This window comes from Nonomuraea sp. NPDC000554 (genome assembly GCF_040300065.1).
Taxonomy (GTDB): domain Bacteria; phylum Actinomycetota; class Actinomycetes; order Streptosporangiales; family Streptosporangiaceae; genus Nonomuraea.
The window spans coordinates 183,842-207,009 of record NZ_JBEPDC010000015.1; the positions used below are offsets into that span (position 1 = coordinate 183,842).

Sequence of the window (23,168 nt, forward strand, 5' to 3'; positions counted from 1 at the left end):
ATCCGGAGCCCATCTGATCACGGAGAGGATAAGCCTCAGCTAAGGCAGGTTCGCACCGCGCGGCGCGGCGGGGAAGCCGCGATACTGCTGTGCGCGGAACTCACTGGGAGGAATGCCTGCGCGCCGGGTGAACAGGCGGGTGAAGTAGGCGGGGTCGGCGTAGCCGACGCGGCGCGCCACCGCGGCCACCGGCAGGTCCGTGGTGGCCAGCAGGTCCTTGGCGTGGGTGAGCCTGATCGACAGCAGGTAGTCCTTGGGGCTGCACCCGGCCAGCCGCCGCACGGCCCGGCGCAGCTCGGCCAGCGGCATCCCGAGCCGGCTCGCGTGCTCGGCGACCGAGTCGGGCAGGCAGGCGTCCCTGGCCAGCCCTGCCAGCACCGGGTCGCCGTGCGGGTCCTCGTCGGCGCGGCTGTTCCTGAGCGCGACCAGCACCTCGTGCACGATGGCGGAGGTCTCCACCTCCAGGTAGGGGCTGCCTCTGCGGCACGCGCGGGCGATGCGGCCGATGGCGCGGACGGCGGGTTCCGCGGTGGTGAGCGGGGTGACGGGGGTGTCGGCGGCCACGAAGCCGAGGTCCTGGTAGGCGGTGGCGGCGGGTCCGGTGAAGTCGACGAACCACTCGCTCCAGCCGGGAGCGTGCGGCGCGTAGTGGTGCTGGAGTCCGGGAAGCAGCCAGATGGCGGCGGGCGCGGCCACCTCGACGGGCGGGCCGCCGGCGTGCGAGAACCAGCCGCTGCCCTCGGTGACGACGATGGCGACGTGGTGGTTCAGCGTGCGCGGGCCGACGGCGGGGAGCCTGCCCTCCTGGTGTCCGACGCCGAGGCAGGCCAGGCCGAGCCGGTGGTGGACGGGTCCGGGCGTGAGGTAGTGCATCCACTGCCTGAGCGTCATCAGGCCCTCCCAAGTCCAACAGGTCCCCGGGTTTGTCCATGGCCGGCGAATGGCCTGCTCGGCGAGGCTGCGGGGGGAAGACTCAACGTACGGGAAGACATATGCGAAATTTCACGATCGATGGTGAATTGTTTAGGTTGGACGGCGCGGAGTTCCGGGTGCTGTCCGGAGCGCTCCACTATTTCAGGGTCCATCCGGACCTGTGGCGGCACAGGCTGTCGATGCTCAGGGCGATGGGCCTGAACACCGTCGAGACGTACGTGCCGTGGAACCTGCACGAGCCGCGCCCCGGCGAGTTCCGCCGCCTGGACGAGCTGGCCCGTTTCCTCGACGCCGCCGCGGCCGAGGGGCTGCTGGCGATCGTCAGGCCCGGGCCGTACATCTGCGCCGAGTGGGACAACGGCGGGCTGCCGTCCTGGCTCACCGGCAAGGTGCGCACGAGCGACCCCGGCTACCTGGGCCAGGTGGACCGTTACTTCGACCGGCTGATCCCGCTGGTGGCGGAGCGGCAGGTGACGCGCGGCGGCAACGTGATCATGGTGCAGGTGGAGAACGAGTACGGCTCCTACGGCAGCGACCGGGCCTACCTGCGCCACCTGGCCGACGGGCTGGTGGCCAGGGGCGTCGAGGTGCCGCTGTTCACCTCCGACGGCCCGGCCGACTGGCTCCTGACCGGCGGCGCCGTCCCGGGCGTGCTGGCCACGGTGAACTTCGGCTCGGACCCGGAGCAGGCGTTCGCCACGCTGCGCGCGCACCGTCCGGGCGAGCCGCTGTTCTGCATGGAGTTCTGGTGCGGCTGGTTCGACCACTGGGGGCACAAGCACGTCACCCGCGAGGCCGAGGACGCGGCGGACGTCCTGGAGCGGACGCTGGCCACCGGCGCGTCGGTCAACATGTACATGGCGCACGGCGGCACCAACTTCGGCGGCTGGGCCGGCGCGAACCAGACAGGCGAGCTCGCCACCGGCGAGTGGCGGCCCACGGTGACCTCCTACGACTACGACGCGCCGATCGACGAGCGGGGAGCGCCGACGGAGAAGTTCTGGCGGTTCAGGGAGGTGCTCTCGCAGTACGCGGGCGAGCTGCCCGACGTCCCGCCGACGCCGCCCGCACTGCCGCCCGCGACGCTGCTCCCCACCGGGTCGGCGCGGCTGGCCGACGTCCTGGACGCGGTCGCCCTGCCGGAGGTGACGGCCGCGACCCCGCCCTCGTTCGAGGACCTCGGCCTGCACCACGGCCTCGTGCTCTACCGGGTGGAGGTGCCGGGCCCGCGCGGGCCGCAACCGCTGACCGTGCGCGGCCTGCACGACCGCGCGCACGTCCTGGTGGACGGCGAGCAGGTCGCGGTCCTGGAGCGCGGGCAGCCGGCGCCCGTCCTGGAGGTGGCCGGGCCCGCCACAGTCGAGCTGCTGGTGGAGTCGATGGGCAGGACCAACTACGGGCCGCTGGTCGGCGAGCGCAAGGGCCTCCTCGACGGGGTGCTGCACCGCCAGCAGTACCTGCACGAGGTCGGCGCGCGGGCGATCCCCCTCGACGAGCTGCCCGAGGTGCCGTTCCACAAGGAGGTGACCGGCGAGGGGCGGGCGTTCTTCCGCTTCTCGCTGGAGGTCTCCGAGCCCGCCGACGCGTTCCTGGAGCTCCCCGGCTGGGGCAAGGGGTACGTCTGGGTGAACGGGTTCTGCCTGGGGCGCTACTGGGAGCGCGGTCCGCAGCGGACGCTGTACGTCCCCGCGCCGCTGCTGCGGGCGGGCGGGAACGAGATCGTGGTGCTGGAACTGGACGGGCCGGGCCCGGCGCTGGAGGTCCGCGCCGAGCCCGACCTGGGCTGACCCCAGGAGCGGTCAGGCGCAGTGGAAGCGGGCGGCGCCCCAGTCGGCGTGGTCGTTGCCGTTGCCGTCACCGCCGTCGTCCACGACCAGGTCCACGTAGCGGGCGCCGGTGAGGTCGGCGCTCAGCTCGTAGGCCGGGTCGGCCGCGCGCAGCACCGGCGTGCGGGCCCTGACGGCGCCGTCGGCTTCCACGGTGTACCGCACGGAGCCGCGCGTGGCCTGCACGTCGTCCACGCCGACGGACGCCGTGAAGGCCGCGCACCGGCCGCCGAGGTAGTAGCGGATCCTGGCGGGCGCGTGCGTGCCCAGCCCCTTGGGGAAGCTCTGGCCGCCGATGAGGATCGGCGTGCCGTCGCCCGCGCCCTTGTCGCCGTTGGAGCGGTCGCGCTCGGCTGGCCCCCAGCCGTTGTCGGCGCTGAGCCACTCCAGGTCGCTCGCCCAGGCGTCCGAGCCGGGCGGGGGCGGCAGCGTCCGCACGCTCGCCACCGCGTCGACGGACCTGGCGCTCCCGCCGGTGGTGTAGCCGGCGGTGGCCTTCAACTCGTACGCCTGGTAGGCGGCGTCAGGGGGCGGCGTCACCTTCCAGGCGGTCTTCAGCGTGCCGCCCGGCTCGACGGCGCCGCCGCCCTCGCCGGTGACCGTCCAGCCCTCCGGCACGGCCAGCGTCACCTTGACGTCCGTCGCCGCCGCGTCCTCGAGGTTGGTGAACGTGATGGTGACGTCGTTGGCCGTGCCCTGCTCGAACGCCGCCGAGGCCGGGTCCACCCGCAGCGAGGCGCACGCCTGCGTGCCGGGAGCCGCCCCCAGGTCGGTGACGGTGAAGTCGTCCAGGACGAAGTCCGCGCCCGCCTGCTCGGGCTGGAGCGAGCGCAGCCCCACCCAGGCGTCGCCGCAGCCCGCGACGACCCGCTCGGTGAAGCGGGCGGTGGAGCGCTGCTCGGGCAGCGGCGTGCGCCGCGTCTCGACGCTGGAGCCGGCCTTGTCGTAGCCGGTCACCCACGCGTACGTGCCCTGCTGGGCGTTCTGGTAGTCGAACGACACCTCGTAGGCGTGTCCGGGCTGGAGGGCGGCCGTCCACGGGACGGTCCGGTAGACCAGCCCCTGCCGTTCCTCGTGGACCTTCAGCGACCAGTCGCCGGACAGGACGTCGTCGATCGTCTTGCCGTTCCAGCCCGCCTGCGTGTACGGGTCGTGGCGCTGCGACAGGTGGGTGCGGGCGTCGAACGCGCCTCCGGCGTCGCCCTTGACGAACGGGCCCCAGCCCTGCTCGGCCGATTCGAACGTCTCGGTGCCGGACGGCCTGTCGCGCCTGACCAGCCGCACGTCGTCCACCCGCACCCGCGCGGCGCCGTCGGCGGCGCTGAGCCGCAGCGTGGCCGTGCTCCTGGACGCGGTGAAGGTGACCTTGACCCGCTGGAAGAAGGTGTCGTGCTTCTCGTCGGAAGCGATGTAGTTCCTGGCCGTGGAGCGGTGGATCGTCACAGACTCGCCGCCCGCTTCCAGTTTCGTGTCTCTCGTCCGGCCGGGCTCGACCTCGATCGCGGCCGAGGCGGTGTAGGTCTGGCCCGGTCTGAGGCCCTTGAGCCGCTGCTCCAGGGTGGCCGCCACGCCGCCGTCGAGCAGCGCCACCCGCTGGCCGAGCGCGTTCGTCTCGGCGCGCACCGGGCCCGTGACGTCCCAGCCGTCGAGCTTGTCGCTGTTGAAGCCGGGGTCGGCCACGCCGCTGCCCTCGCCCCAGCCGGGGTCGGGCCGCTTGGGCGCCCTGCCGGGGTACAGCACGTACGGGACGCCTGCCTCGGCCCGCAGCGTGATCTTGCCGTTGACGGGGGTGACGGTGCCGACCTCGACGCGTCCCTGGTCGGTGAGCCGGTAGACGGTCAGCGGACGGTCGGAGTCCCAGGTGGTTGCGCCGCCGGCCGGGTTGTAGTGGTAGTACCGGCCCTGCCACGGCAGCAGGTACGTGCCGCCGTCGAGCACCTTGTGGCCGCCGTCGAACCACTCGCGCCTGCCGTCCTTGAGCGTGCCGCGCACGCCGCCGGTGAAGACGATCTCGTCGGCGTTCCAGTCGACGATCTGCTGGTGCTGCAGGAACTTGGCGGGCAGGTTGTGCTCCCAGATGTTGCGGTAGAAGGCCGTGAAGTCGTTCTCCGCGGTCCAGCCCTCGAACTCGACGATGCGGGCGTTGTCGAGGATGGGGTGGGCGTTCCAGACGTCCTTCTCGCTGTTGCGGATGAACCTGATGATCTGGGAGTTGAGCCCCTTGTTGGTGGCTCCGCCGTAGTTCAGGTCGTTGGCCCAGTGCGCCCACAGGGAGGCCCGCTCCAGCTTGTCGGCCCACTCGGTGGCCACCTGCCAGCCCTGCTTGCGCAGCTCGGCCAGGGTGCGGTCGGCGACCCAGCCGTGCGGCCTGAACACGTCCACGTACAGGACGGCCAGGTTGCCGGCGGTCTCGTCGCGCAGCTGCTTGAAGCGCCTGGCCAGAGTGCCGGCGGCCAGGTCCCGGCGCTGGTCGATCGGGTACGACTGGTCGAGCCAGTTCCAGCCCTTGGCGTTCTTGTCGACCAGCTGCTCGGAGAAGTTCCTGGCCTCCGGGTAGGACTCGGTGGCGTTGACGTGCACGCCGAAGGTGGCGTTCCACTCCTTTCCGGACGTCAGCAGTGTGTTGAGGTCGCTCAGGCCGCCGGCGCGCCTGTTGTAGTTGCCGCCGTAGTCGGGGTGGGCGGAGTCGTGGCCCTCCGACTGGTAGCCCTTGAGCAGCGCCAGCTGGCCCAGGCCGTCGGTGGCCAGGGAGATGCGCTTGACGTCGTCCAGGGTGCGCAGGAACGGGTGGGTGGCCTGGCTGGAGAAGTTGAACGGGATGTGGGTGATCACCCGGTTCTTCGTCTGGTCCGCGCCCAGCGGCCTGACCTCGATGCCGCGGAAGGCGATGGCGCCGTCCTGCCAGTCGAGGGTCCCGTCGCCGTTGGCGTCGGGGGTGATCGCGACCCTGGCCCAGGGGAGATCGTCGGTGAAGGGGGCGCCGGTGCCGCGGTAGGTCCACTGGCCGCTCCAGACGCCGACGCGGACCGTGCCGTCGGCGTCCTTCCTGGCCTGGTGCCAGAAGCGGGCCGCGTCCTTGTCGGTCGGGCCGGAGGGCTTGTCGTAGGTGGAGTTCGACTCGACGGCGGCGGCCAGGGCGGCCGTGTTGACGATCGCGTAGCTCGCGCCGACGGGGGCGGCCTCGGGGCTCGTCTCCGCCGTGACCCGGGCGAAGACGTCGGCGGTGCGGGTGGAGTTGGGGTCCAGCCTGGTGAACGCGGTCGCGGCGCCCGGCTGGTCGCTGGACACCGACACCAGGTCGTGCCCCGGCAGGTCGATCGTGTTGACGCGGAACGCCTCTGTGTCGCGGACGGCGTCGACGGCGAACGTCGTCACCCGGCTCCTGACGCCGAGGCTGGCCTCCAGGGCGACGCCGGCGAGGTCGGGGAAGGTCAGCCGGTAGCGGGCGGTCGCGCCGTCGTTGCCGGTCAGCGCCACGGTGGCCGGGTAGGGCTTGCCGTTCAGCACGACGGCGGGGACGCCGGTGCTGCCGCCCATCGTGGCCCCGCCGGCCCGGTCGGTGTAGCGCAGGACCCTGGGGAAGGCCGGGTCCAGCTCGACGGACAGCTCTCTGGACGTGATCGTGATCGGCTGTGCCACCGTCGCCGGCCTGGGTGCCAGGTTCTGCTGCGTGGGCGTCGGCAGCGCCTCCGTGGCGGACGGCTCAGGCGACGCCAGCTCGTAGGCCGGCGAGGGGACGGGGGTCGGCGTGGGCTCCGCCCGGGCGGGCGTGACCACGGCGAACGCAGGGGCCAGCGCGGCTGAGGCGACGGCTAAGGCGAGGGTGATGGGACGTCGACGCATACGGGTCCTTTCACGGGAATGCGTCACACTTCCTGGGCCCCGATACCATCGCCCGCCACCACGACCCGCGCCATGGACTAAAGGCGCGAATACTTGCACTTATCCGCTTACACGTGGCACTTCTGACAGAACCGGTAAAACCCCACCCCATGCTCACCCGACGTCCCCAAGAGGTCCACCCGCAAGTTCCACGACCCGCCACCACGGCGTGAACAGCGTCACGCGCGGGCGGCGCCATGCGAACGGCGTCACGCGCGTGAGCGGACCCCTTCGGCCATCGAGCGCGCCAGTTCGGAGATCGAGGCGCGGCCCGCGGCCTCGTCGGGGGCGTCGAGGATGCGGCGGATGAACGCCGATCCCACGATGACCCCGTCGGCGTAGGCCGCCACCTCCGCCGCCTGGGCGCCCGTGCCGACGCCGAGGCCGACGCAGACCGGCAGGTCGGTGTGCGCGCGGGTGCGCTTGACCAGGTCCTCGGCCGCCACGTTGACGGTCTCCCTGGCCCCTGTGACGCCCATCAGGGACGCCGCGTACACGAACCCGGTGCAACAGTCGACCACGGCCTGAATGCGCTCCTCCGTGGAACTGGGGGCCACCAGGAAGACGGTGTCGATGCCGGCCTCGGCGGAGGCCGCGCGCCAGGGCTGCGACTCCTCCGGGGTCAGGTCGGGGGTGATCGTGCCGGTGCCGCCCGCGCTGGCGAGGTCGCGCGCGAAACGCTCGGCGCCGTAGCGGTCGATCGGGTTCCAGTACGTCATGACGAGCGTGGCCGCGCCCGTGGCGGCCACCCCTTCGACGGTGCGCAGGACGTCGGCGATGCGGGTGCCGTTGAGCAGCGACCGGTGCACGGCGTCCTGGATGGTCGGCCCGTCCATCAGCGGGTCGGAGTACGGCAGGCCGATCTCGATGACGTCGCAGCCCGCCTCGACCAGGGCGGCGGCCGCGGCGATCGCGCCGTCCTTGGAGGGGAAGCCCGCGGGCAGGTAGCCGACGAGCGCGGCCCGGTTGTCGGCCTTCGCCTTGGCGAACACCGTCTGAAGAGTAGTCATGATGGTCCGTTCTCAGTGATCGAGGCCGCGTCGTCGGGCTACGCCGTCACAGGTTGAAGTACTTCATGGCGGTGCCCATGTCCTTGTCGCCGCGCCCGGAGAGGTTCACCAGGATCGTCGCCCCGGACCCGAGCTCGCGGCCCAGCTCCAGCGCCCCCGCCAGGGCGTGCGACGACTCGATCGCCGGGATGATGCCCTCGGTGCGGGCCAGCAGCGAGAAGGCGCTCATCGCCTGGTCGTCGGTGACGCCGTGGTAGGTGGCGCGGCCGCTGTCCTTCAGCCAGGCGTGCTCGGGCCCGACGCCCGGGTAGTCGAGGCCGGCCGAGATGGAGTGCGACTCGACGGTCTGGCCCTCGTCGTCCTGCAGCACGTAGGTGCGCGAGCCGTGCAGGACGCCGACGGACCCGGCGGTGAGCGTGAGCGCGTGCTCGCCGCTGTCCAGGCCGTGGCCGGCCGCCTCGTAGCCGTGCAGCTGGACGCCCTGGTCGTCGAGGAAGGCGTGGAAGATCCCGATGGCGTTGCTGCCGCCGCCGACCGCCGCGCAGATCGCGTCGGGCAGCTCTCCGGTCAGCTCCAGCATCTGGCGGCGGGCCTCGACGCCGATGATGCGCGCGAAGTCGCGGACGATCTCGGGGAACGGGTGCGGCCCCGCCACGGTGCCGAACAGGTAGTGCGTGGTGTCGACGTTGGTGACCCAGTCGCGGAACGCCTCGTTGATGGCGTCCTTCAGGGTCTGGGAGCCGTTGGTGACGGGCACCACCGTGGCGCCGAGCAGCTTCATCCGGGCCACGTTCAGCGCCTGGCGCTCGGTGTCGACGGCGCCCATGTAGATGACGCACTCGAGGCCGAGCAGCGCCGCGGCGGTGGCGGTGGCCACGCCGTGCTGGCCCGCGCCGGTCTCGGCGATGACCCGCTTCTTGCCGAGCCGCTTGGTCAGCAGCGCCTGGCCCAGCACGTTGTTGATCTTGTGGGCGCCGGTGTGGGTGAGGTCCTCGCGCTTGAGCACGATCCGCGCGCCGCCCGCGTGGTCGCTGAAGCGCGGCACATCGGTCAGCGTGGTCGGCCTGCCCGCGTACGTGCGCAGCAGGTGGTCGAACTCGCGGACGAACTCGGGGTCGCTCTTGGCCTTCTCGTAGACGGCGGCGACCTCGTCCAGCGCCGGGATGAGCGCCTCGGGGACGTAGCGGCCGCCGAAGATGCCGAACTTGCCGTGCACGTCGGGGTCGTCGCCGTGGGCGCCGTTGCCCGCCAGGTCGGCGGCGGTGATGATGGAGCCTTCGTGTGCCACTTGCTATCCCTCTGCTCCGTGGTCGGGGCGCGTCGCGGGATGGGCGCCGGCGGTCACCAGCGCCTCCACTGCCCTGCGCGGATCCTTGCCGGTGACCAGGCTCTCCCCGACCAGGACGGCGTCGGCGCCGGCCCTGGCGTAGGCGAGCAGGTCGTGCGGGCCGCGCACGCCCGACTCGGCGATCTTGATGACATTATCGGGGATCTTCGGCGCCAGCTTGGTGAAGACATCGCGATCGACCTCGAGTGTCTTCAGATTCCTGGCGTTGACCCCGATCACCCGGGCACCCGCCGCGACCGCCCGCTCCAGCTCCTCGTCGGTGTGGACCTCGACCAGCGGCGTGAGCCCGATCGACTCGGCCCGCTCGATCAGCGAGACGAGCGCCTCCTGCTCCAGGCAGACGACCATCAGCAGCACCAGGTCGGCGCCGTGCGCGCGGGCCTCCCACAGCTGGTAGGAGGTGAGGACGAAGTCCTTGCGCAGGATCGGGATGTCGACGCGGGCGCGCACGGAGGCCAGGTCGTCGAGGCTGCCGCCGAACTTGCGCTGCTCGGTCAGCACGCTGATCACGTGCGCGCCGCCGGCCTCGTAGTCGGCGGCCAGCGACGCCGGGTCGGCGATGGCGGCGAGCGCGCCCTTCGAGGGGCTGGAGCGCTTGACCTCCGCGATCACGGAGACCCTGTCGCCGCCGAGCGCGGCGAACGCGTCGCGGGGCCCGGAAGCCCGCTCGGCCCGCCGCTTGAGCTCGTCAAGCGACACGGCCTGCTGGCGTGCGGCGAGGTCGGCGCGCACCCCGTCGAGGATGTCGTCGAGGACACTCGGCCTTTCGGTCCGCTCACTCACGCGCTTGGGGTCCCTCCGGTCGGCAACTGGGGGCGGCAGGAAGTTCGCGTCGCGTACGCTCCCGGCCTTGTACTGCGATGCTATCGGCCCCGCCGAGGTCACCTCACCACAGCCCCCGGCTACGGCGCGAGGAATGCCCCGAACGGTAGGTTACGGACCACCCAGTAGACGAGCACCACGCCGAGGAACGCCCACACCCATCCGGGATGCGCGAGTGTCGCCCTCCTGGGTCTGCCCTGCCAGGAGCGGACCAGCCAGCGGCCCCACCAGAACACCAGGAACGGCAGCATGACCACCGCGAGCGGGTTCAGGCCGAGCGCGGCCACCGGGTCGAGATGGGCGAGCGCGTGGATCGTGCGCAGCGTGCCGCATCCGGGGCAGTACCAGCCGGTGACCCAGAGGAACGGGCAGGTCGGGTAGTGACCGGGCTGGTTGGGGTCGACCGCGCCGACGAACGCGAAGACGGCTCCGGCCGCCGCGGCGACGCCGAGCGGCGCGAGCACCGACCTGAGGCGGTCGGTGCCGCGCCGCTCGAGGTTCGCAAGGCTCACATCAGTATCCGTAGGTCGATGAAGCGGTCGACGCGAGGATCACGAACAGCAGGACGTACCCCACGATGATGAGGACCTCGGCGATGATGCCGAAGATCAGCGCCCGCTTCCACCAGGTCTTGGCTTCCTCGGACGCCTGCATCGCGCCCTGGTAGTCGCCGGCCTGCCACTTCGAGTTCACCTGCGACGACTTGACAATCGACACGATACCGAACGGAAGGCAGCAGAACAGCGTGGTGAGGATCGCGGCGACCAGGTGGTTGTCGGGCGGCGTCGAGGGGGCGCCGTAACCGCCGGGCTGGCCGTAGCCGCCGGGGGGCTGCTGACCGTAGCCACCGCCACTCGGCGGCTGCTGACCGTAACCGCCACCACTGGGCGGCTGCTGGCCATAGCCGTAGCCACCACCGCTGGGGGGCTGCTGACCGTAACCGCCGCCGCTGGGGGGCTGCTGGCCATAGCCGCCACCACTGGGCGGCTGCTGACCGTAACCGCCACCGCCTGGAGGCTGCTGACCGTAACCACCGCCACTCGGCGGCTGCTGGCCGTAACCGCCGCCAGGCGGCTGGGCGCCGTAACCGCCGTCGCCCTGGTTTCCGTAACTCATGCTAATGACTCCTCAGGTGGTCATTCTCTGGCGAGTTGCGCGCGGCAGCCTAGCGACAAACCGCCATCCACGTGGAATAACGTCCAGGTTGCGGACAAGTTGTAACCGGACTGCGTCTCACCGCATCCGCCCGGCCACTGCTGCCGGCGGTCAGATGTCGCTGGTCGAGGCGGCCGAGCTGAGCCCGATGAGGGTCAGCCACATGCCGCCGAAGAAGATCCACATCAGCAGCCAGAGCACGATCGTGATATACGACGTGACCAGGCCGCCCACCGCCATGCCGTGGCCCTGCTCACCGGTCTTCTTGATGCGGTTGACCGCCACGTGGCCGAGGACGGCGCCGGGGATGCTGGTGAAACCGCACAGCACCAGGCCGAGGATGCCGAGGACGAGCGAGGCGACCGCCATGCCGTTCGTGCTCCTGGGCGCCGCGGGGGCGCCGTACCCGTAGCCCTGCTGCCCGTACCCGGCCTGGCCGTAGCCCTGCTGGCCGTACGCGCCCTCCCCGTATGCCTGGTTGTAGCCGCTCGCCGGCTGCTGGCCGTAAGCGCCACCGCTCGGCGGCTGCTGGCCATAGCCGTAGCTCCCGCTCGGAGGCTGCTGTCCGTAACCACCGTTGCTCACGGGCTGCTGGCCGTAGCCGCCGCCACTGGGAGGCTGCTGACCATGGCCGTAGCCGCCACCGCTGGGGGGCTGCTGGCCGTAGCCGCCGCCGCTCGGCGGTTGCTGACCGTAACCGCCGCCGGGCGGTTGCGCGCCGTAGCCCCCGCTACCGCCCTGGTCCCCGTAGCTCATGCGTCTGGCTCCTCAGATGGTTCGTGACGAGTTGCACCGGCAGCTTATTGACTAGACGTTTACCTGGAGGCGCGAGGTTCAACGGCGTGGGCAATTCGTAATACGAGCGTCACCGAGTGCGAACCGGAAGGAACGAGAGGCCCCATGGTTCGCCGGGCCCGCTGGTTCGCCGGGCCTGCGTGCGCAGGGCTAGGCGGTGGGGTCGTCGCCGCGGTCGAGGGCGTCCCAGAGGGCGCGGTCGTCACCGGGCCGGGTGCGCGCCTCGGGCGTGCCGCGCTCGTACCGGTCGGACATGCCGGCCCAGCGTCCGCCGCGGACCACCGCGACGGCTCCGCCCGCGAGCATCAGCAGCGCGCCCAGCCCGCACAGCACCGGCCACGCCGCCACCAGCGACCAGTCGAGAGCCCCCGCGGCGCGCAGCACGTTGCGCTCGCGCAGCAAGGTGAGCACCCGCTCGCCGTCGATGGCCATCCAGGCGCCCAGCCCCGCGCCCGCCCCGCACAGGGCCACCAGCACGCCGACGACCCGCCGACCGGCCCGCTTGGTCGCCAGCACCGCCACCACCCCGGCCAGCCCAGCCAGGGCCAGCGGCGTCAGCACCGGGCTCAGCTCTCCCCCGGTCGGCAGCACGAGCGCGGTCGGGGACGCACCCGCGACGCTCACCCAGGCGCGGCCCGCGGCGAGAAGCACGAGCAGGCACCCGAGCGCCGTGCCCGCCACCCAGCCCCACAACTCCCGCCTACCCGCCGCAGAGCCGGACGGGCGAGCATCCGCCGCCGCAGAGCCGGAGGGGCGAGCATCCGCCGCCGGAGGGCCCGGCTGACGCGCGTCTCCCGCCGGAGCACCGGGCGGACGTGCGTCTCGCGCCGGAGGGCCTGGCCGGTGTCCGCCCGTGGTGGGGTCCGTTCCCGCCGACGGGTCAGGGGCCTGGCCTGGATCGGTCATGGCGCCGCCGTCACCTCGAGCGGGCCGGCGTCGAAGCAGGTGCGGTCGCCGGTGTGGCAGGCGACGCCGACCTGGTCGACCTTGAGCAGGATCGTGTCGCCGTCGCAGTCGAGCGAGACCGCCTTGACGTGCTGGACGTGCCCGGACGTGTCGCCCTTGACCCAGTACGCGCTCCGGCTGCGCGACCAGTACGTGGCCCTGCCGGTGGTGAGCGTGCGATGCAGCGCCTCGTCGTCCATCCAGGCGAGCATGAGCACCTCGCCGGAGTCGTACTGCTGGACGATGGCGGGCACCAGCCCGTCGCCGTTGTGCTTGAGCCGTGCGGCGATCTCGGGGTCGAGCGACATGACGCCATTCAACCAGCCACGACGCCCGCCCCTGACATCGGACGCCGGGCAGCGGCCCGCTGTCAGCCCAGCGCCTGGGCCAGGGTGTCGTAGATCGGGAACAGCGGCGCCAGGTTGGTCCTGCGCAGGCGCCTCAGCACCTGGCCGTCGGGCGCCACCAGGGCCATGGTGCCGTCCCGGTCGCGCAGGTTGGCCAGGAGCCGCACCAGGACGCCGAGGCCGGTCGTGTCGATGAAGGTGAGCGCGCTCAGGTCGACCACCAGCCGGGGACCGTGGTCTTCCACCGCCTCATCGAGACATTTGCGAACCCTCGACACGTTGTCCACGTCCACCTCCCCCGCCAGGCTGACGACCACCAGTTCCCCGTGTCGATGTCGCGTCATCTCCAGCACGTCCACGCCCATGCTCCTCATAGCCCCGCCGCATAGTCCCGCATAGTCCCGCCACTCAGCCCGCACGAAAAGGTATACCTCGCTGCGGCGCGTCACCGAGTGTTTTGCGGAGAACGCGGTACGTGATGACGCTGCGGGGAGTAGTTTCGGTGCCACGTACGGTTTTGGAGGGATCGTCGTGAGGCACCGTGTCTCGCGCCGGGCCGGTGCCGGCGATGTGTAGGCGGGTGCTCTGCGCGACATTCGCAGGGGGGCGCGTCGCGGTCCTGCGGCGGGCGGTCCGCGAACACGCCGCCGGGCTGGGGCTGGCGGGCCGGCGGCTGGAGGACTTCGTGCTGGCCGTCAACGAGGTCGTCACGAACGCCGTCGTGCACGGCGGCGGCGGGGGTCGGCTGCGGCTGTGGCCGCGCGCGGGCAGCCTCTGGTGCGAGGTCGTCGACGACGGGCCCGGCCTGCCTTCCGGCTGGACGAGCTGGACGAGAGCGTCGAAGCCGCCGCCGGGCTTGGCGACGGGCGGCCGGGGCCTCTGGCTGACCTGCGTGCTGTGCGACCAGGTGACGATCGTGTCGGGCCCCGGCGGCACCCGCGTCACGGTCGCCGCAGTGTTGGAGTGAGCGGGGTCGGAGCCAGCGGGGTTGGGGTGAGCGGGTCAGGATCGGGCGGCGGAGACCCAGGACGCGTGCAGGTCGGCGTAGACGCCCGGCTCCTCCACCAGTTCGGTGTGCGGCCCCCGCTGGACGAGCCGTCCGGCGTCGAAGACGAGCACCTCGTCGGCGTTCTCGGCGGTGGAGAGCCGGTGGGCGATGGAGATGGCTGTGCGGCCTCTCGTGACACCTTCCAGGGCGCGGGCCAGCCGGACCTCGGTGGCCGGGTCCACCGCGGAGGTGGCCTCGTCGAGTAGCAGCAGGTCGGGGTCGGCCAGGTAGGCGCGGGCCAGGGCGACGAGCTGCCGCTCCCCCGCCGACAGCGACTCGCCGCGCTGCCCGACCGGGGTGCCGAGGCCCGCGGGCAGGCCCTCCAGCCAGTCGGCCAGGCCCAGCTCGGTCATGGCGAGCAGGATCTCCTCGCGGCCGGCGGACGGCCTGCCGTAGCGGATGTTCTCCTCCAGCGTGCCGTCGAACAGGAAGCCGTCCTGCGGGACCATCACGATCCGCTCGCGCAGCGAGGAGAAGCGGACCTGCCGCAGGTCGTGGCCGTCGACCGTGACCCGGCCCGAGGCGGGGTCCATGAGCCGGGTGAGCAGCTTGGCGAACGTGGTCTTGCCCGAGCCCGTCTCGCCGACGACCGCGATGCGGGAGCGAGGCGGGATCTTCAGCGACACCTCGCGCAGGACGGGGGCGCCGCCGGGGTAGGCGAACGCGACGTCCTCGAAGGCGACGGAGATGGGGCCGCGCGGCAGTTCCAGGCCCGACTCGCCGGGGTCGGCGACGTCCGGCGGGGTGTCGATGACGCCCAGGACGCGCCGCCAGCCCGCGACCGCGTTCTGCGCCTCGTTGAGCACCTCGGTGGCGGTCTGCAGGGGCGAGACGAACAGCGTGACGAGGAAGAGGAACGCGACCAGCCGCCCGGCGGTGATGTCGCCCGACAGGCCGAGCTTGACGCCGAGCAGGACGATCCCGGCGATGGCGACGGCGGCCACGATCTCGGTCAGCGGGAAGACGAAGCCGACGATGGTCTGCGCCTTGATCTGGGCGGCCTTGTTGGCGTCCACGGACGTGTCGATGCGTTCGGCGGTGCGGCGCTCGGAGGCGTACGCGCGGATGACGGACGCGCCGACGACGGACTCGCTGACCGCCGCCAGCATGTCGCCGGTGCGCTCCCGGACGGTGGTGTACGCGCCCGACAGCCAGCGCTGGAAGCGCGGCAGCGCGACCATGAGCGGCAGGAAACAGGCCCAGACGAGCAGCGTGAGCTGCCAGGAGTAGACGAACATGAGCACGCTGGCGACGAGCACCTGGCCGAACGCCACGATGATCATCAGCCCGCCCCACTGCATGAACGTGCTGATCTGGTCGATGTCGTTGGTGACGCGGGAGACCAGCGAGCCCCTGCGCTCGGTGTTCTGGGTGAGCACCGACAGGTCGTGGACGTGCCGGAAGCCGCGCACCCGCAGGGTGGCCAGCGACGACTCGGTCGCCTTGTAGAGCCGAACGTTCATGACATATCCGGCGAGCGCCGTCAGGATCACCGCCGCGGCGCACAGCACCACCGCCCGCGTGACGTACCCGACGTCGGGGGCGCCGCCCTTCAGCCCGGTGTCGATGGTCTGCTGCACCGCGATCGGCACGATGATCTTGCCCACGGTGGCGACGACGGCCAGCGCCAGCGTCCCCAGCAGCCCCTTGCGGAACTCCGGCGTGAGCGACAAACCCCGCCGGATGGTGGCCAGCGCCGACCGCTCCGCGCTGCCCCTGATCCCCTGGACGTCCTCGACGCTCACGCGCTGACCTCTTCCTCTTCCGTCTCGATCGCGGCGCGCTCGGCTTCCTCGCGCTCGTAGGCGGTCACCAGGTTGCGGTAGCCGAGGCAGCGGCCGAGCAGCTCCTCGTGCGTCCCACGGTCGACGATCCGGCCCTTGTCGAGGTAGACGACCTCGTCGGCCAGCGCGATGGTGGCCATCCGGTAGGCGACGACCACGACGCTCGACGCCTCGGCGGCGTCGCGCAGTCCGTACAGGATCTTGGCCTCCACCTGGGGGTCCACGCTGGAGGTGGCGTCGTCGAGGATGAGCAGACGCGGGCGCCGGACGACCGCGCGGGCCAGCGCGAGACGCTGGCGCTGGCCGCCCGACAGGGACGCGCCGCGCTCGCCCACCCGCGTGTCGAGGCCGGAGCCGAGGTTGCCGACGAAGCCGTCGGCCTGTGCCAGCCTGAGCGCCGCCCACACGTCCTCGTCGTCGGCGGGCAGGCCGAGCGCGACGTTGCCACGCACGGTGTCGTCGAACAGGAACGTCTGCTGGGGCACCAGCGCGACCGACTCGGCCAGGTCGCCGTAGGCCAGGTCGCGGACGTCCGCGCCGTCGATCAGCACCCGCCCGCGGGACGGGTCGACCAGCCGCGCGAGCAGTTGCACCAGGGTGGACTTGCCCGACCCCGTCGGGCCCACCAGGGCGACGGTGCGGCCCGGCGGCACGTCGAAGGTCACCTCGTGCAGCACTTCGGCCTCGCCGTAGGCGTAGGAGACGTCCGACACCTCCAGCTCGGCCGGGCCGGAGTCGGACAGCTTCTTGGCGCCGTACTCCATCGAGCCGGTCGCGTCGAGCACGGCCTGCACCCGCTGCCAGCCGACCACGCTGCGCGGCAGCTCGGCCAGCACCCAGCCGAGGGCCCTGATCGGGAAGGCCAGCAACGTGAACAGGTAGGCCACCTGCACCAGGTCGCCCGCGTCGATCGAGCCGGTCGACAGCCGCAGCGCGCCGACGGCCAGCACCGCCAGGACGCCGAGCGTGGGCAGCGCCTCCAGCATCGGGTCGAACAGGCCGCGCACCCTGCCGACCGCGATGTTGGCGTCACGCAGCTCGTGGGCGCGGCGCTGGAAGCGCTCGGTCTCCATCGCCTCCCTGCCGAGCGTCTTGACGACGAGCGCGCCGTCGAAGCTCTCGTGCGCGATCTCGCTGACCTCGGCGCGCAGTTGCTGGGCGCGGGTGGCGAGCGGGCTGAGCCTGCGCTGGTACAGCAGGTTCAGCACGGCGATGGCCGGGAAGATCAGGAAGCCCACCAGCGCGAGCACCGGGTCGGTGATCAGCATGCCGATCGCCGCGGTGAACAGCATGACGATCACGCCGACGGCCATCGGCAGCGGTGCGAGGGGCGCCCAGGCGGCCTCGGCGTCGGCGCTGGCGTTGGACAGCAGCTGCCCGGTGGGGTGCTGGTGGTGCCAGGAGAGTGGCAGCCGCAGGTACTGCTTGGTGACGTCGCGGCGGGACCGGGCCTGCATCCGGTACTGGATGACTCCGGCGAAGATCCGGCGCCCGGCGACGCCTACCGCCTTGAGCAGGGCGGCGCCGATGATGAGCAGGACGCCGGTCCACAGCGCGCCCGCGGTGACGTCGCCCTGGTCGAAGGCGGGCAGCACCACGTTCTGGGTGGCCCAGCCGAGCGCCCAGGCCGACGCGACGGTCATGCCGCCGTACAGGCCGCTGAGCAGGACCGCGGCGGCGAAGACCGCCCTCTCGGCGCGAATGGCCACCCCCAGGACACGCAGTCCCTGACGCATGACGGCCGTGGTGACCTTGGTAGCCACTCGCAGCTCTTCCTCTCATCCCGAAATTTCTACATATGTCACTATCACTCGCGATCAGTACGTTATTCCCACAGGTAGGGTTGTCCACGTGACTCACGCTCGTGGCGAACGCGCCGCGCTGTGCGACCTTCTCGACCAGCTCGGCCCCGACGCGCCCACGCTCTGCACAGGCTGGGACACCTACGATCTGGCCGCCCACCTGGTCCTGCGCGAGCGCAGGCTGGACGCGGCGGGCGGCATCGCGCTCAGGCCGCTCGCCGGTTACACCGCCTCGGTGCAGCGCGCCCTGAAGGCCACGCACCCGTTCCCCGAACTGGTCTCGATCGTCCGCAGGCCGGGCGGCCCCTACGGGCTGCTGCCGTTCCTGGACGAGGCCGTCAACACCCTGGAGTACTTCGTCCACCACGAGGACGTGCGGCGCGCCCAGCCCGGGTGGGAGCCGCGCGAGCTGCCCGGCGACTTCGAGCGGCTCATCTGGAAGCGGGTGTCGGCCTCGAGCAGGCTGATGCTGCGCAGGTCCCCGGTGGGCGTGGTGCTGCACCGCCTCGGCGGCGGCGTGACGCTCGGCGGCCCGCGGCAGGGCCCGAAGGTGGAGGTCACCGGCCGGGCCGCCGAACTGCTGCTGTTCTGCTTCGGCCGCCAGGAGCACGCCAGGGTGGAGTACACCGGCGACGACGACGCGATCGCCCGGCTGAAGAAGGCCGGCCTCGGCCTCTGAGGCCGGCAGGGCCGGTGGGCCGGAAACATTACGGCGCGGCGACCCCCTGGGGCCACCTCTTGGCCGTACCATGGCTTAGGAAACAAGCCCCCCGGTTAAGATCAAGAACATCTTCATAGAAGATGCCAATGATCGCCCAGATCCGGGTATATACGGCTGGGAATGGACTGCAGGAGGCCCCCCATGCAGGTCAAGAAGGTGCTCACCTACGTGCTCGTGGCGTTCGTGGTCTTCTACCTGTTCACCCGGCCGGCCCAAGCCGCCGCCGCGGTCAACGGCGTGTTCGATGGGATTGTCAATGGTGCCAACCAGTTGGCTGTCTTCTTTACCAATGTTCTGACGTGACCCGAGGTTCTGTCTGCGTCGGACGCTTCCCCACACCCTCGGAACGTGTTACGCAGGCAGGATGAGAGATCGTCCCGTAGCCACCAAGATCAACCAGCCTGATCCCGACGTCCGGCGCATCCTCGAGCGCGCCGAGCTCGAAGGGATCGAGCTGATCCGCTTTCTGTACGCCGACCACGGGGGCGTGACCCGTGGCAAGGCGGTCGCCCGCTCCCGGCTGGCCGAACGGCTCGGCACCGGAATCGGGCACACGGTGGCCATGATGGCGATGAACATCCTCGACCAGCTCCAGGAGGTCGAGGAGATGGGCCCGGTCGGCGAAGTGCGGATCGTGCCCGACCCAGCGACATTCGTCCCCCTCCCCTACGCTCCTGGCGCCGCCGCGATGCTGTCGGACCTGCGGCTGCCTGACGGCTCCCCGTGGGCGGCCTGCTCGCGCACCTTCCTCAAGGACGCCGTCGCGGAGCTGGCGTCCGACGGCCACCACATCATCGCCGCCTTCGAACCGGAGTTCACCCTCGGCCGCCGCCTGCCCGACCCGGCAGGCGGCCCCGACCGGCTGGTGCCACTCGACGACACCCTCTGCTACGCCGCGACCGGGTTCGACACCGCCCACGACTACACGATCAAGCTCATGCACGCGATGGAGACCCAGGGCCTGCGAGTCGAGCACTACCACCCGGAGCTCGGGCCCGGCCAGCAGGAGCTGTCGATCAGGCCCGCGTCCGCGCTGCGTGCCGCCGACAACCACGTCCTGTACCGCGAGACGGTACGCGGCGTGGCGCTGCGCAACCAGCTGTGGGCGTCGCTGGCCCCCAAGCCGCTGGCCGACCAGGCCGGCAACGGCGCCCACCTGCACCTGTCGCTGTGGAGCGACACCCGCAACCTGTTCGCCGAGGGCAGCGAGGTCCGCGACTGGTTCATCGGCGGCCTGCTCGCCCACCTGCCCGCGCTGACCGCGCTGACCTGCGGCAGCGTCAACAGCTTCCGGCGGCTCGGGCCACGGCTGTGGTCCAGCGCGTACGCCGTCTACGGCCCCGACAACCGGGAGGCCGCCGTCAGGATCTGCTCCCCGCTGGGCGAGAGCGGCGAGCCCAACCTGGAGCTGAAGCCGTCGGACTCCTCGGCCAACCCCTACCTGTCGCTCGGCGCGGTCATCCACGCCGGGCTCGACGGCATCCGCCGCAAGCTCGACCCCGGCGAACCGGTCGACGTCGACCCCGACACCGTCCCAGGACGCTACCCCCGCCTGCCGTCCTCGCTCGACCAGGCGCTGGACGCGCTGGAGGCGGACGAGCTGCTGATGGAGGCGCTCGGCCCGCTACGGCGCAGCGCCTACCTGGCCGTCAAGCGGTCGGAGTCGGCCGCCTTCGCCGCCAAGGACCCCGCCTACGAGCTGTTCCACCACATGAGGGTGTTCTAGCGGACCGGGTGGCCCGCCGTGCGCAGCGTCTCCTTGACGTCGGCGATCTTCAGGGCGCCGAAGTGGAACACCGACGCCGCCAGCACGGCGTCGGCCCCGGCCGCGACCGCCGGCGGGAAGTGCTCCAGCCGCCCCGCGCCGCCGCTCGCGATCACCGGGACGTGCACCGCCGCCCTGACCGCGCGCAGCATCTCCAGGTCGTAGCCGTCGAGCGTGCCGTCGCCGTCCATCGAGTTGAGCAGGATCTCACCCACGCCCAGCTCCTCGCCGCGCGCCGCCCACTCCACCGCGTCGATGCCGGTGCCCCGGCGTCCGCCGTGCGTGGTCACCTCGAACCCGCTGGTGGTGCCCGGCGCGCGGCGCGCGTCGACCGACAGGACCACGCACTGCGCGCCGAATCGACGCGACACCTCGGTCAGCAGCTCAGGCCTGGCGATCGCCGCGGTGTTCAGCGACACCTTGTCGGCGCCCGCCCGCAGCAGCCGGTTGACGTCGTCGACCGACCGGACGCCGCCGCCCACCGTGAGCGGGATGAACACCTGCTCGGCGGTTCTGCGGACCACGTCCAGCATGGTCTCGCGCTCGCCCGACGAGGCGGTGATGTCGAGGAAGGTGAGCTCGTCGGCCCCCTCCTCGTCGTAACGCCTGGCCAGCTCGACCGGGTCGCCCGCGTCACGCAGGTTCTCGAAGTTGACGCCCTTGACGACGCGCCCGGCGTCGACATCCAGGCAGGGGATCACCCTGACCGCTACCGTCATGCTCGTTGTGCCTCGATTTCGATCTCGACCAGCATCCTCGGGTCGACCAGCCCGGCCACCCGCACTCCCGTGCACGCGGGCCGCACGTGCCCGAGCAGCTCCGCGATGGCCTGCCCCACCAGGTCGAAGTGGTGCTGCTCCACCACGTAGTAGCGGATCATGACCACGTCCTCGCGGGTCAGGCCGCCCATCTCGACGGCCTCCAGCGCGATGCCGAGCGCGGTCACGCTCTGCTGGTACGGGTCGCCGACGTGCCGCACCTCGCCCTCGACGCTCGCCGTGCAGCCGGAGACGACGACCCGGTCGCCCACGACCACCGCACGGGCGTAGCCGTACTTCTCCTCCCAGAAGCCGCCCGAGAAGACCCGGGAGCCGGTGCTTTCCATGCTGCTCATGCTGTGCATCGCGTTCCCTCCCGCGCTAGGTACGTACCGCCGCTAGCGCGCCTTCCAGCGTGAACGCCTGAGCGTAGAGGGCCCTTCCCACGATGGCCCCCTCCACCCCGAGCGGCTCCAGAGACGCCAGCGCGACCAGGTCGTCGAGGGAGGAGACCCCTCCGCTGGCGACGACGGGCTTGTCGGTGCGGGCGCAGACCTCGCGCAGCAGCTCCAGGTTCGGGCCGCGCAGCGTGCCGTCCTTGGTGACGTCGGTGACCACGTAGCGGGGGCAGCCGTCGGACTCCAGCCGCTCCAGCACCTCCCACAGGTCTCCGGCGTCCTCGGTCCAGCCGCGGGCCGCCAGCGTCGTGCCGCGCACGTCCAGGCCGACGGCGATCCGGTCACCGTGCTCGGCGATGATCTTCCGGCACCAGTCGGGGTTCTCCAGCGCGGCGGTGCCGATGTTCACCCGCCGGCAGCCGGTCGCCAGGGCGGCGGCCAGCGACTCGTCGTCGCGGATGCCACCCGACAACTCCACGTTCACGTCCAGCCTGCCGATCAGCTCGGTGATCAGCCGGCGGTTGGAGCCGCGGCCGAAGGCGGCGTCGAGGTCGACCAGATGGATCCACTCCGCCCCCGCCTCCTGCCAGGCCAGAGCCGCGGCCAGCGGCTCCCCGTAGCCGGTCTCGGTGCCGGCCTCGCCCTGGACGAGGCGCACGGCCTGGCCGTCGGCCACGTCCACGGCGGGAAGCAAAACGAACGACATCAGATCCTCCGGTCGAAAGCGAGGGTCATCACAACAGGGACGAGCAGCAGGGAGAGGACGAGGACGCCGAAGCTCAGGAACGGCGCCCCCCAGATCAGCCACACCAGCGCCTGCACCAGCAGGAAGGCCAGGCCGACCACGACATTCTGTACCCGCTGGCGGCGCGCGATCACGCCGCCCTGCCGGGCGATCCGCACCGGCCGCGGCGTCAGCCGGGCGAGCCGGGCACGGCGGCGGGACCTGCGGGCCTGCCGTTCTTCGTTGAGCCGGATCGCGCGCGCCCGCACCGCCTCACGCTCGGCGCGCCGGCGCGCGCGTTCCTTACTCAAGGGTGCCGAGCCAGTTCTTCAGCAGCACGGCGCCGGCGTCGCCGGACTTCTCGGGGTGGAACTGGGTGGCCGACAGCGGGCCGTTCTCCACGGCCGCCACGAACGGCACGCCGTGCTCGGACCAGGTGACCAGCGGTTCGACGAAACCGTCGCCGGGCCGCAGCTCCCACTCGCGCACCCCGTAGGAGTGGACGAAGTAGTAGCGGGTGGCGGCGTCGAGCCCGTCGAACAGCACGCTGCCCGCGGGCGCCTTGACCGTGTTCCACCCCATGTGCGGCAGCACCGGAGCCTCGAGCCGCTCGACCGTGCCGGGCCACTCGGCGCAGCCCTCGGTCTCGACCCCGTGCTCGACGCCCTTGGCGAACAGGATCTGCATGCCGACGCAGATGCCCAGCACCGGGCGGCCACCGGCCAGCCGCCTGCCGATCACCTGCTCGCCGCGGACGCTCCTGAGGCCGCGCATGCACGCCTCGAACGCGCCGACGCCGGGCACGAGCAGGCCGTCGGCCTCCAGCGCCGTGTCGAAGTCGGCGGTGACGGTCACCTCGGCGCCGACCCTGGCCAGGGCGCGCTCGGCGGAGCGCAGGTTGCCCGAGCCGTAGTCGAGCACGACCACGTTCCTGCTCACCACCACATCACCCCCGCCGTGATCGCCATCGCCGCGCCGATCGCGCAGATGGCAGCGCCGATCTTCAGCCCCTGCTTGCCGAGCGAGAACACGCCGCCGACGAGGAACAACCCGATGAACACCATCGCGACGGCGATCAGGTTCTCGGTCATGCCGCCCCCTCTCC

General features: G+C 71.8%; 24 protein-coding genes. 5 read left to right on the plus strand and 19 right to left on the minus strand.

What is annotated here, in order from left to right:
- Positions 1–39: 39 nt before the first annotated feature.
- The gene (locus ABT294_RS27545; protein ID WP_350809165.1) at positions 40–891 is read right to left on the minus strand and encodes a helix-turn-helix transcriptional regulator; all 852 of its coding nucleotides are present in this window, start codon (positions 889–891) and stop codon (positions 40–42) included.
- Positions 892–1,019: 128 nt separating this feature from the next.
- On the opposite strand from ABT294_RS27545, the gene ABT294_RS27550 reads away from it, so the two are divergent.
- Positions 1,020–2,720, plus strand: coding sequence for a glycoside hydrolase family 35 protein (locus tag ABT294_RS27550; protein WP_350809166.1), 1,701 nt, complete (start codon positions 1,020–1,022; stop codon positions 2,718–2,720).
- A 12-nt stretch (positions 2,721–2,732) separates the two neighbouring features.
- Here the strand turns inward: ABT294_RS27550 and ABT294_RS27555 are convergent, their stop codons facing one another.
- The 10 genes from ABT294_RS27555 to ABT294_RS27600 form a co-directional block, all read right to left on the minus strand.
- Entirely contained in the window at positions 2,733–6,602 is a 3,870-nt protein-coding gene (locus tag ABT294_RS27555) for an endo-alpha-N-acetylgalactosaminidase family protein (RefSeq protein ID WP_350809167.1), read from the minus strand.
- 248 nt (positions 6,603–6,850) lie between these two features.
- Positions 6,851–7,651 (minus strand): tryptophan synthase subunit alpha, encoded by an 801-nt coding sequence (trpA, locus tag ABT294_RS27560; protein ID WP_350809168.1) that lies wholly within the window; start codon positions 7,649–7,651, stop codon positions 6,851–6,853.
- 46 nt (positions 7,652–7,697) lie between these two features.
- Positions 7,698–8,903: a tryptophan synthase subunit beta gene (gene trpB, locus ABT294_RS27565; RefSeq protein WP_350809232.1), complete on the minus strand. Its 1,206-nt coding sequence runs from the start codon at positions 8,901–8,903 to the stop codon at positions 7,698–7,700.
- 39 nt (positions 8,904–8,942) lie between these two features.
- Complete coding sequence (trpC, locus tag ABT294_RS27570; protein WP_350809169.1) at positions 8,943–9,782, minus strand: indole-3-glycerol phosphate synthase TrpC; 840 nt, start codon at positions 9,780–9,782, stop codon at positions 8,943–8,945.
- A 119-nt stretch (positions 9,783–9,901) separates the two neighbouring features.
- Positions 9,902–10,333, minus strand: coding sequence for a DUF2752 domain-containing protein (locus ABT294_RS27575; protein WP_350809170.1), 432 nt, complete (start codon positions 10,331–10,333; stop codon positions 9,902–9,904).
- Position 10,334: 1 nt separating this feature from the next.
- Positions 10,335–10,937, minus strand: coding sequence for a CD225/dispanin family protein (locus ABT294_RS27580; RefSeq protein WP_350809171.1), 603 nt, complete (start codon positions 10,935–10,937; stop codon positions 10,335–10,337).
- A 150-nt stretch (positions 10,938–11,087) separates the two neighbouring features.
- The gene (locus ABT294_RS27585; RefSeq protein ID WP_350809172.1) at positions 11,088–11,732 is read right to left on the minus strand and encodes a DUF4190 domain-containing protein; all 645 of its coding nucleotides are present in this window, start codon (positions 11,730–11,732) and stop codon (positions 11,088–11,090) included.
- A gap of 189 nt (positions 11,733–11,921) precedes the next feature.
- Complete coding sequence (locus ABT294_RS27590; protein ID WP_350809173.1) at positions 11,922–12,464, minus strand: Trp biosynthesis-associated membrane protein; 543 nt, start codon at positions 12,462–12,464, stop codon at positions 11,922–11,924.
- A 209-nt stretch (positions 12,465–12,673) separates the two neighbouring features.
- Positions 12,674–13,024 carry a phosphoribosyl-AMP cyclohydrolase gene (hisI, locus tag ABT294_RS27595; RefSeq protein ID WP_350809174.1) on the minus strand — a complete coding sequence of 117 codons (351 nt, stop codon included), beginning with the start codon at positions 13,022–13,024 and terminating at the stop codon, positions 12,674–12,676.
- A gap of 62 nt (positions 13,025–13,086) precedes the next feature.
- Positions 13,087–13,422 carry an STAS domain-containing protein gene (locus tag ABT294_RS27600; RefSeq protein WP_350809175.1) on the minus strand — a complete coding sequence of 112 codons (336 nt, stop codon included), beginning with the start codon at positions 13,420–13,422 and terminating at the stop codon, positions 13,087–13,089.
- Between the two features lie 221 nt (positions 13,423–13,643).
- On the opposite strand from ABT294_RS27600, the gene ABT294_RS27605 reads away from it, so the two are divergent.
- On the plus strand, positions 13,644–14,030 hold the full coding sequence (locus tag ABT294_RS27605) for an ATP-binding protein (RefSeq protein WP_350809176.1): 387 nt from the start codon (positions 13,644–13,646) through the stop codon (positions 14,028–14,030).
- A gap of 35 nt (positions 14,031–14,065) precedes the next feature.
- On the opposite strand, the gene ABT294_RS27610 is transcribed toward ABT294_RS27605, so the two are convergent.
- Both ABT294_RS27610 and ABT294_RS27615 read right to left on the minus strand, forming a co-directional pair.
- Positions 14,066–15,856 (minus strand): ABC transporter ATP-binding protein, encoded by a 1,791-nt coding sequence (locus ABT294_RS27610; protein WP_350809177.1) that lies wholly within the window; start codon positions 15,854–15,856, stop codon positions 14,066–14,068.
- Positions 15,853–17,631 carry an ABC transporter ATP-binding protein gene (locus tag ABT294_RS27615; RefSeq protein ID WP_350809233.1) on the minus strand — a complete coding sequence of 593 codons (1,779 nt, stop codon included), beginning with the start codon at positions 17,629–17,631 and terminating at the stop codon, positions 15,853–15,855. Before ABT294_RS27615 ends, ABT294_RS27610 begins: the two co-directional genes overlap by 4 nt.
- A gap of 115 nt (positions 17,632–17,746) precedes the next feature.
- Here ABT294_RS27615 and ABT294_RS27620 point away from each other — a divergent pair, with 115 nt between their 5' ends.
- The 3 genes from ABT294_RS27620 to ABT294_RS27630 all read left to right on the plus strand — a co-directional run bounded on the left by ABT294_RS27620 (position 17,747) and on the right by ABT294_RS27630 (position 20,144).
- Positions 17,747–18,376, plus strand: a complete 630-nt coding sequence (locus tag ABT294_RS27620) for a TIGR03085 family metal-binding protein (RefSeq protein ID WP_350809178.1) — start codon at positions 17,747–17,749, stop codon at positions 18,374–18,376.
- 183 nt (positions 18,377–18,559) lie between these two features.
- Positions 18,560–18,721 (plus strand): cytochrome c family protein, encoded by a 162-nt coding sequence (locus tag ABT294_RS27625; protein WP_350809179.1) that lies wholly within the window; start codon positions 18,560–18,562, stop codon positions 18,719–18,721.
- 61 nt (positions 18,722–18,782) lie between these two features.
- Positions 18,783–20,144, plus strand: a complete 1,362-nt coding sequence (locus ABT294_RS27630) for a glutamine synthetase family protein (protein ID WP_350809180.1) — start codon at positions 18,783–18,785, stop codon at positions 20,142–20,144.
- On the opposite strand, the gene hisF is transcribed toward ABT294_RS27630, so the two are convergent.
- Genes hisF through ABT294_RS27660 form a run of 6 tightly spaced genes read right to left on the minus strand, consistent with a single transcriptional unit; the run spans position 20,141 to position 23,154 of the window.
- Complete coding sequence (hisF, locus tag ABT294_RS27635; protein WP_350809181.1) at positions 20,141–20,902, minus strand: imidazole glycerol phosphate synthase subunit HisF; 762 nt, start codon at positions 20,900–20,902, stop codon at positions 20,141–20,143. The genes ABT294_RS27630 and hisF overlap by 4 nt on opposite strands.
- Positions 20,899–21,297, minus strand: a complete 399-nt coding sequence (locus tag ABT294_RS27640) for a Rid family hydrolase (RefSeq protein WP_350809182.1) — start codon at positions 21,295–21,297, stop codon at positions 20,899–20,901. Before ABT294_RS27640 ends, hisF begins: the two co-directional genes overlap by 4 nt.
- Positions 21,298–21,322: 25 nt before the next feature.
- A complete protein-coding gene (priA, locus tag ABT294_RS27645; protein WP_350809183.1) occupies positions 21,323–22,045 on the minus strand; it encodes a bifunctional 1-(5-phosphoribosyl)-5-((5-phosphoribosylamino)methylideneamino)imidazole-4-carboxamide isomerase/phosphoribosylanthranilate isomerase PriA in 723 nt (240 codons plus the stop codon).
- Positions 22,045–22,374, minus strand: a complete 330-nt coding sequence (locus tag ABT294_RS27650; protein WP_350809184.1) for a hypothetical protein — start codon at positions 22,372–22,374, stop codon at positions 22,045–22,047. Before ABT294_RS27650 ends, priA begins: the two co-directional genes overlap by 1 nt.
- On the minus strand, positions 22,367–23,002 hold the full coding sequence (hisH, locus tag ABT294_RS27655; RefSeq protein WP_350809185.1) for an imidazole glycerol phosphate synthase subunit HisH: 636 nt from the start codon (positions 23,000–23,002) through the stop codon (positions 22,367–22,369). Before hisH ends, ABT294_RS27650 begins: the two co-directional genes overlap by 8 nt.
- A complete protein-coding gene (locus tag ABT294_RS27660; protein WP_350809186.1) occupies positions 22,999–23,154 on the minus strand; it encodes a CG2302 family histidine operon protein in 156 nt (51 codons plus the stop codon). Before ABT294_RS27660 ends, hisH begins: the two co-directional genes overlap by 4 nt.
- Positions 23,155–23,168: the final 14 nt, after the last annotated feature.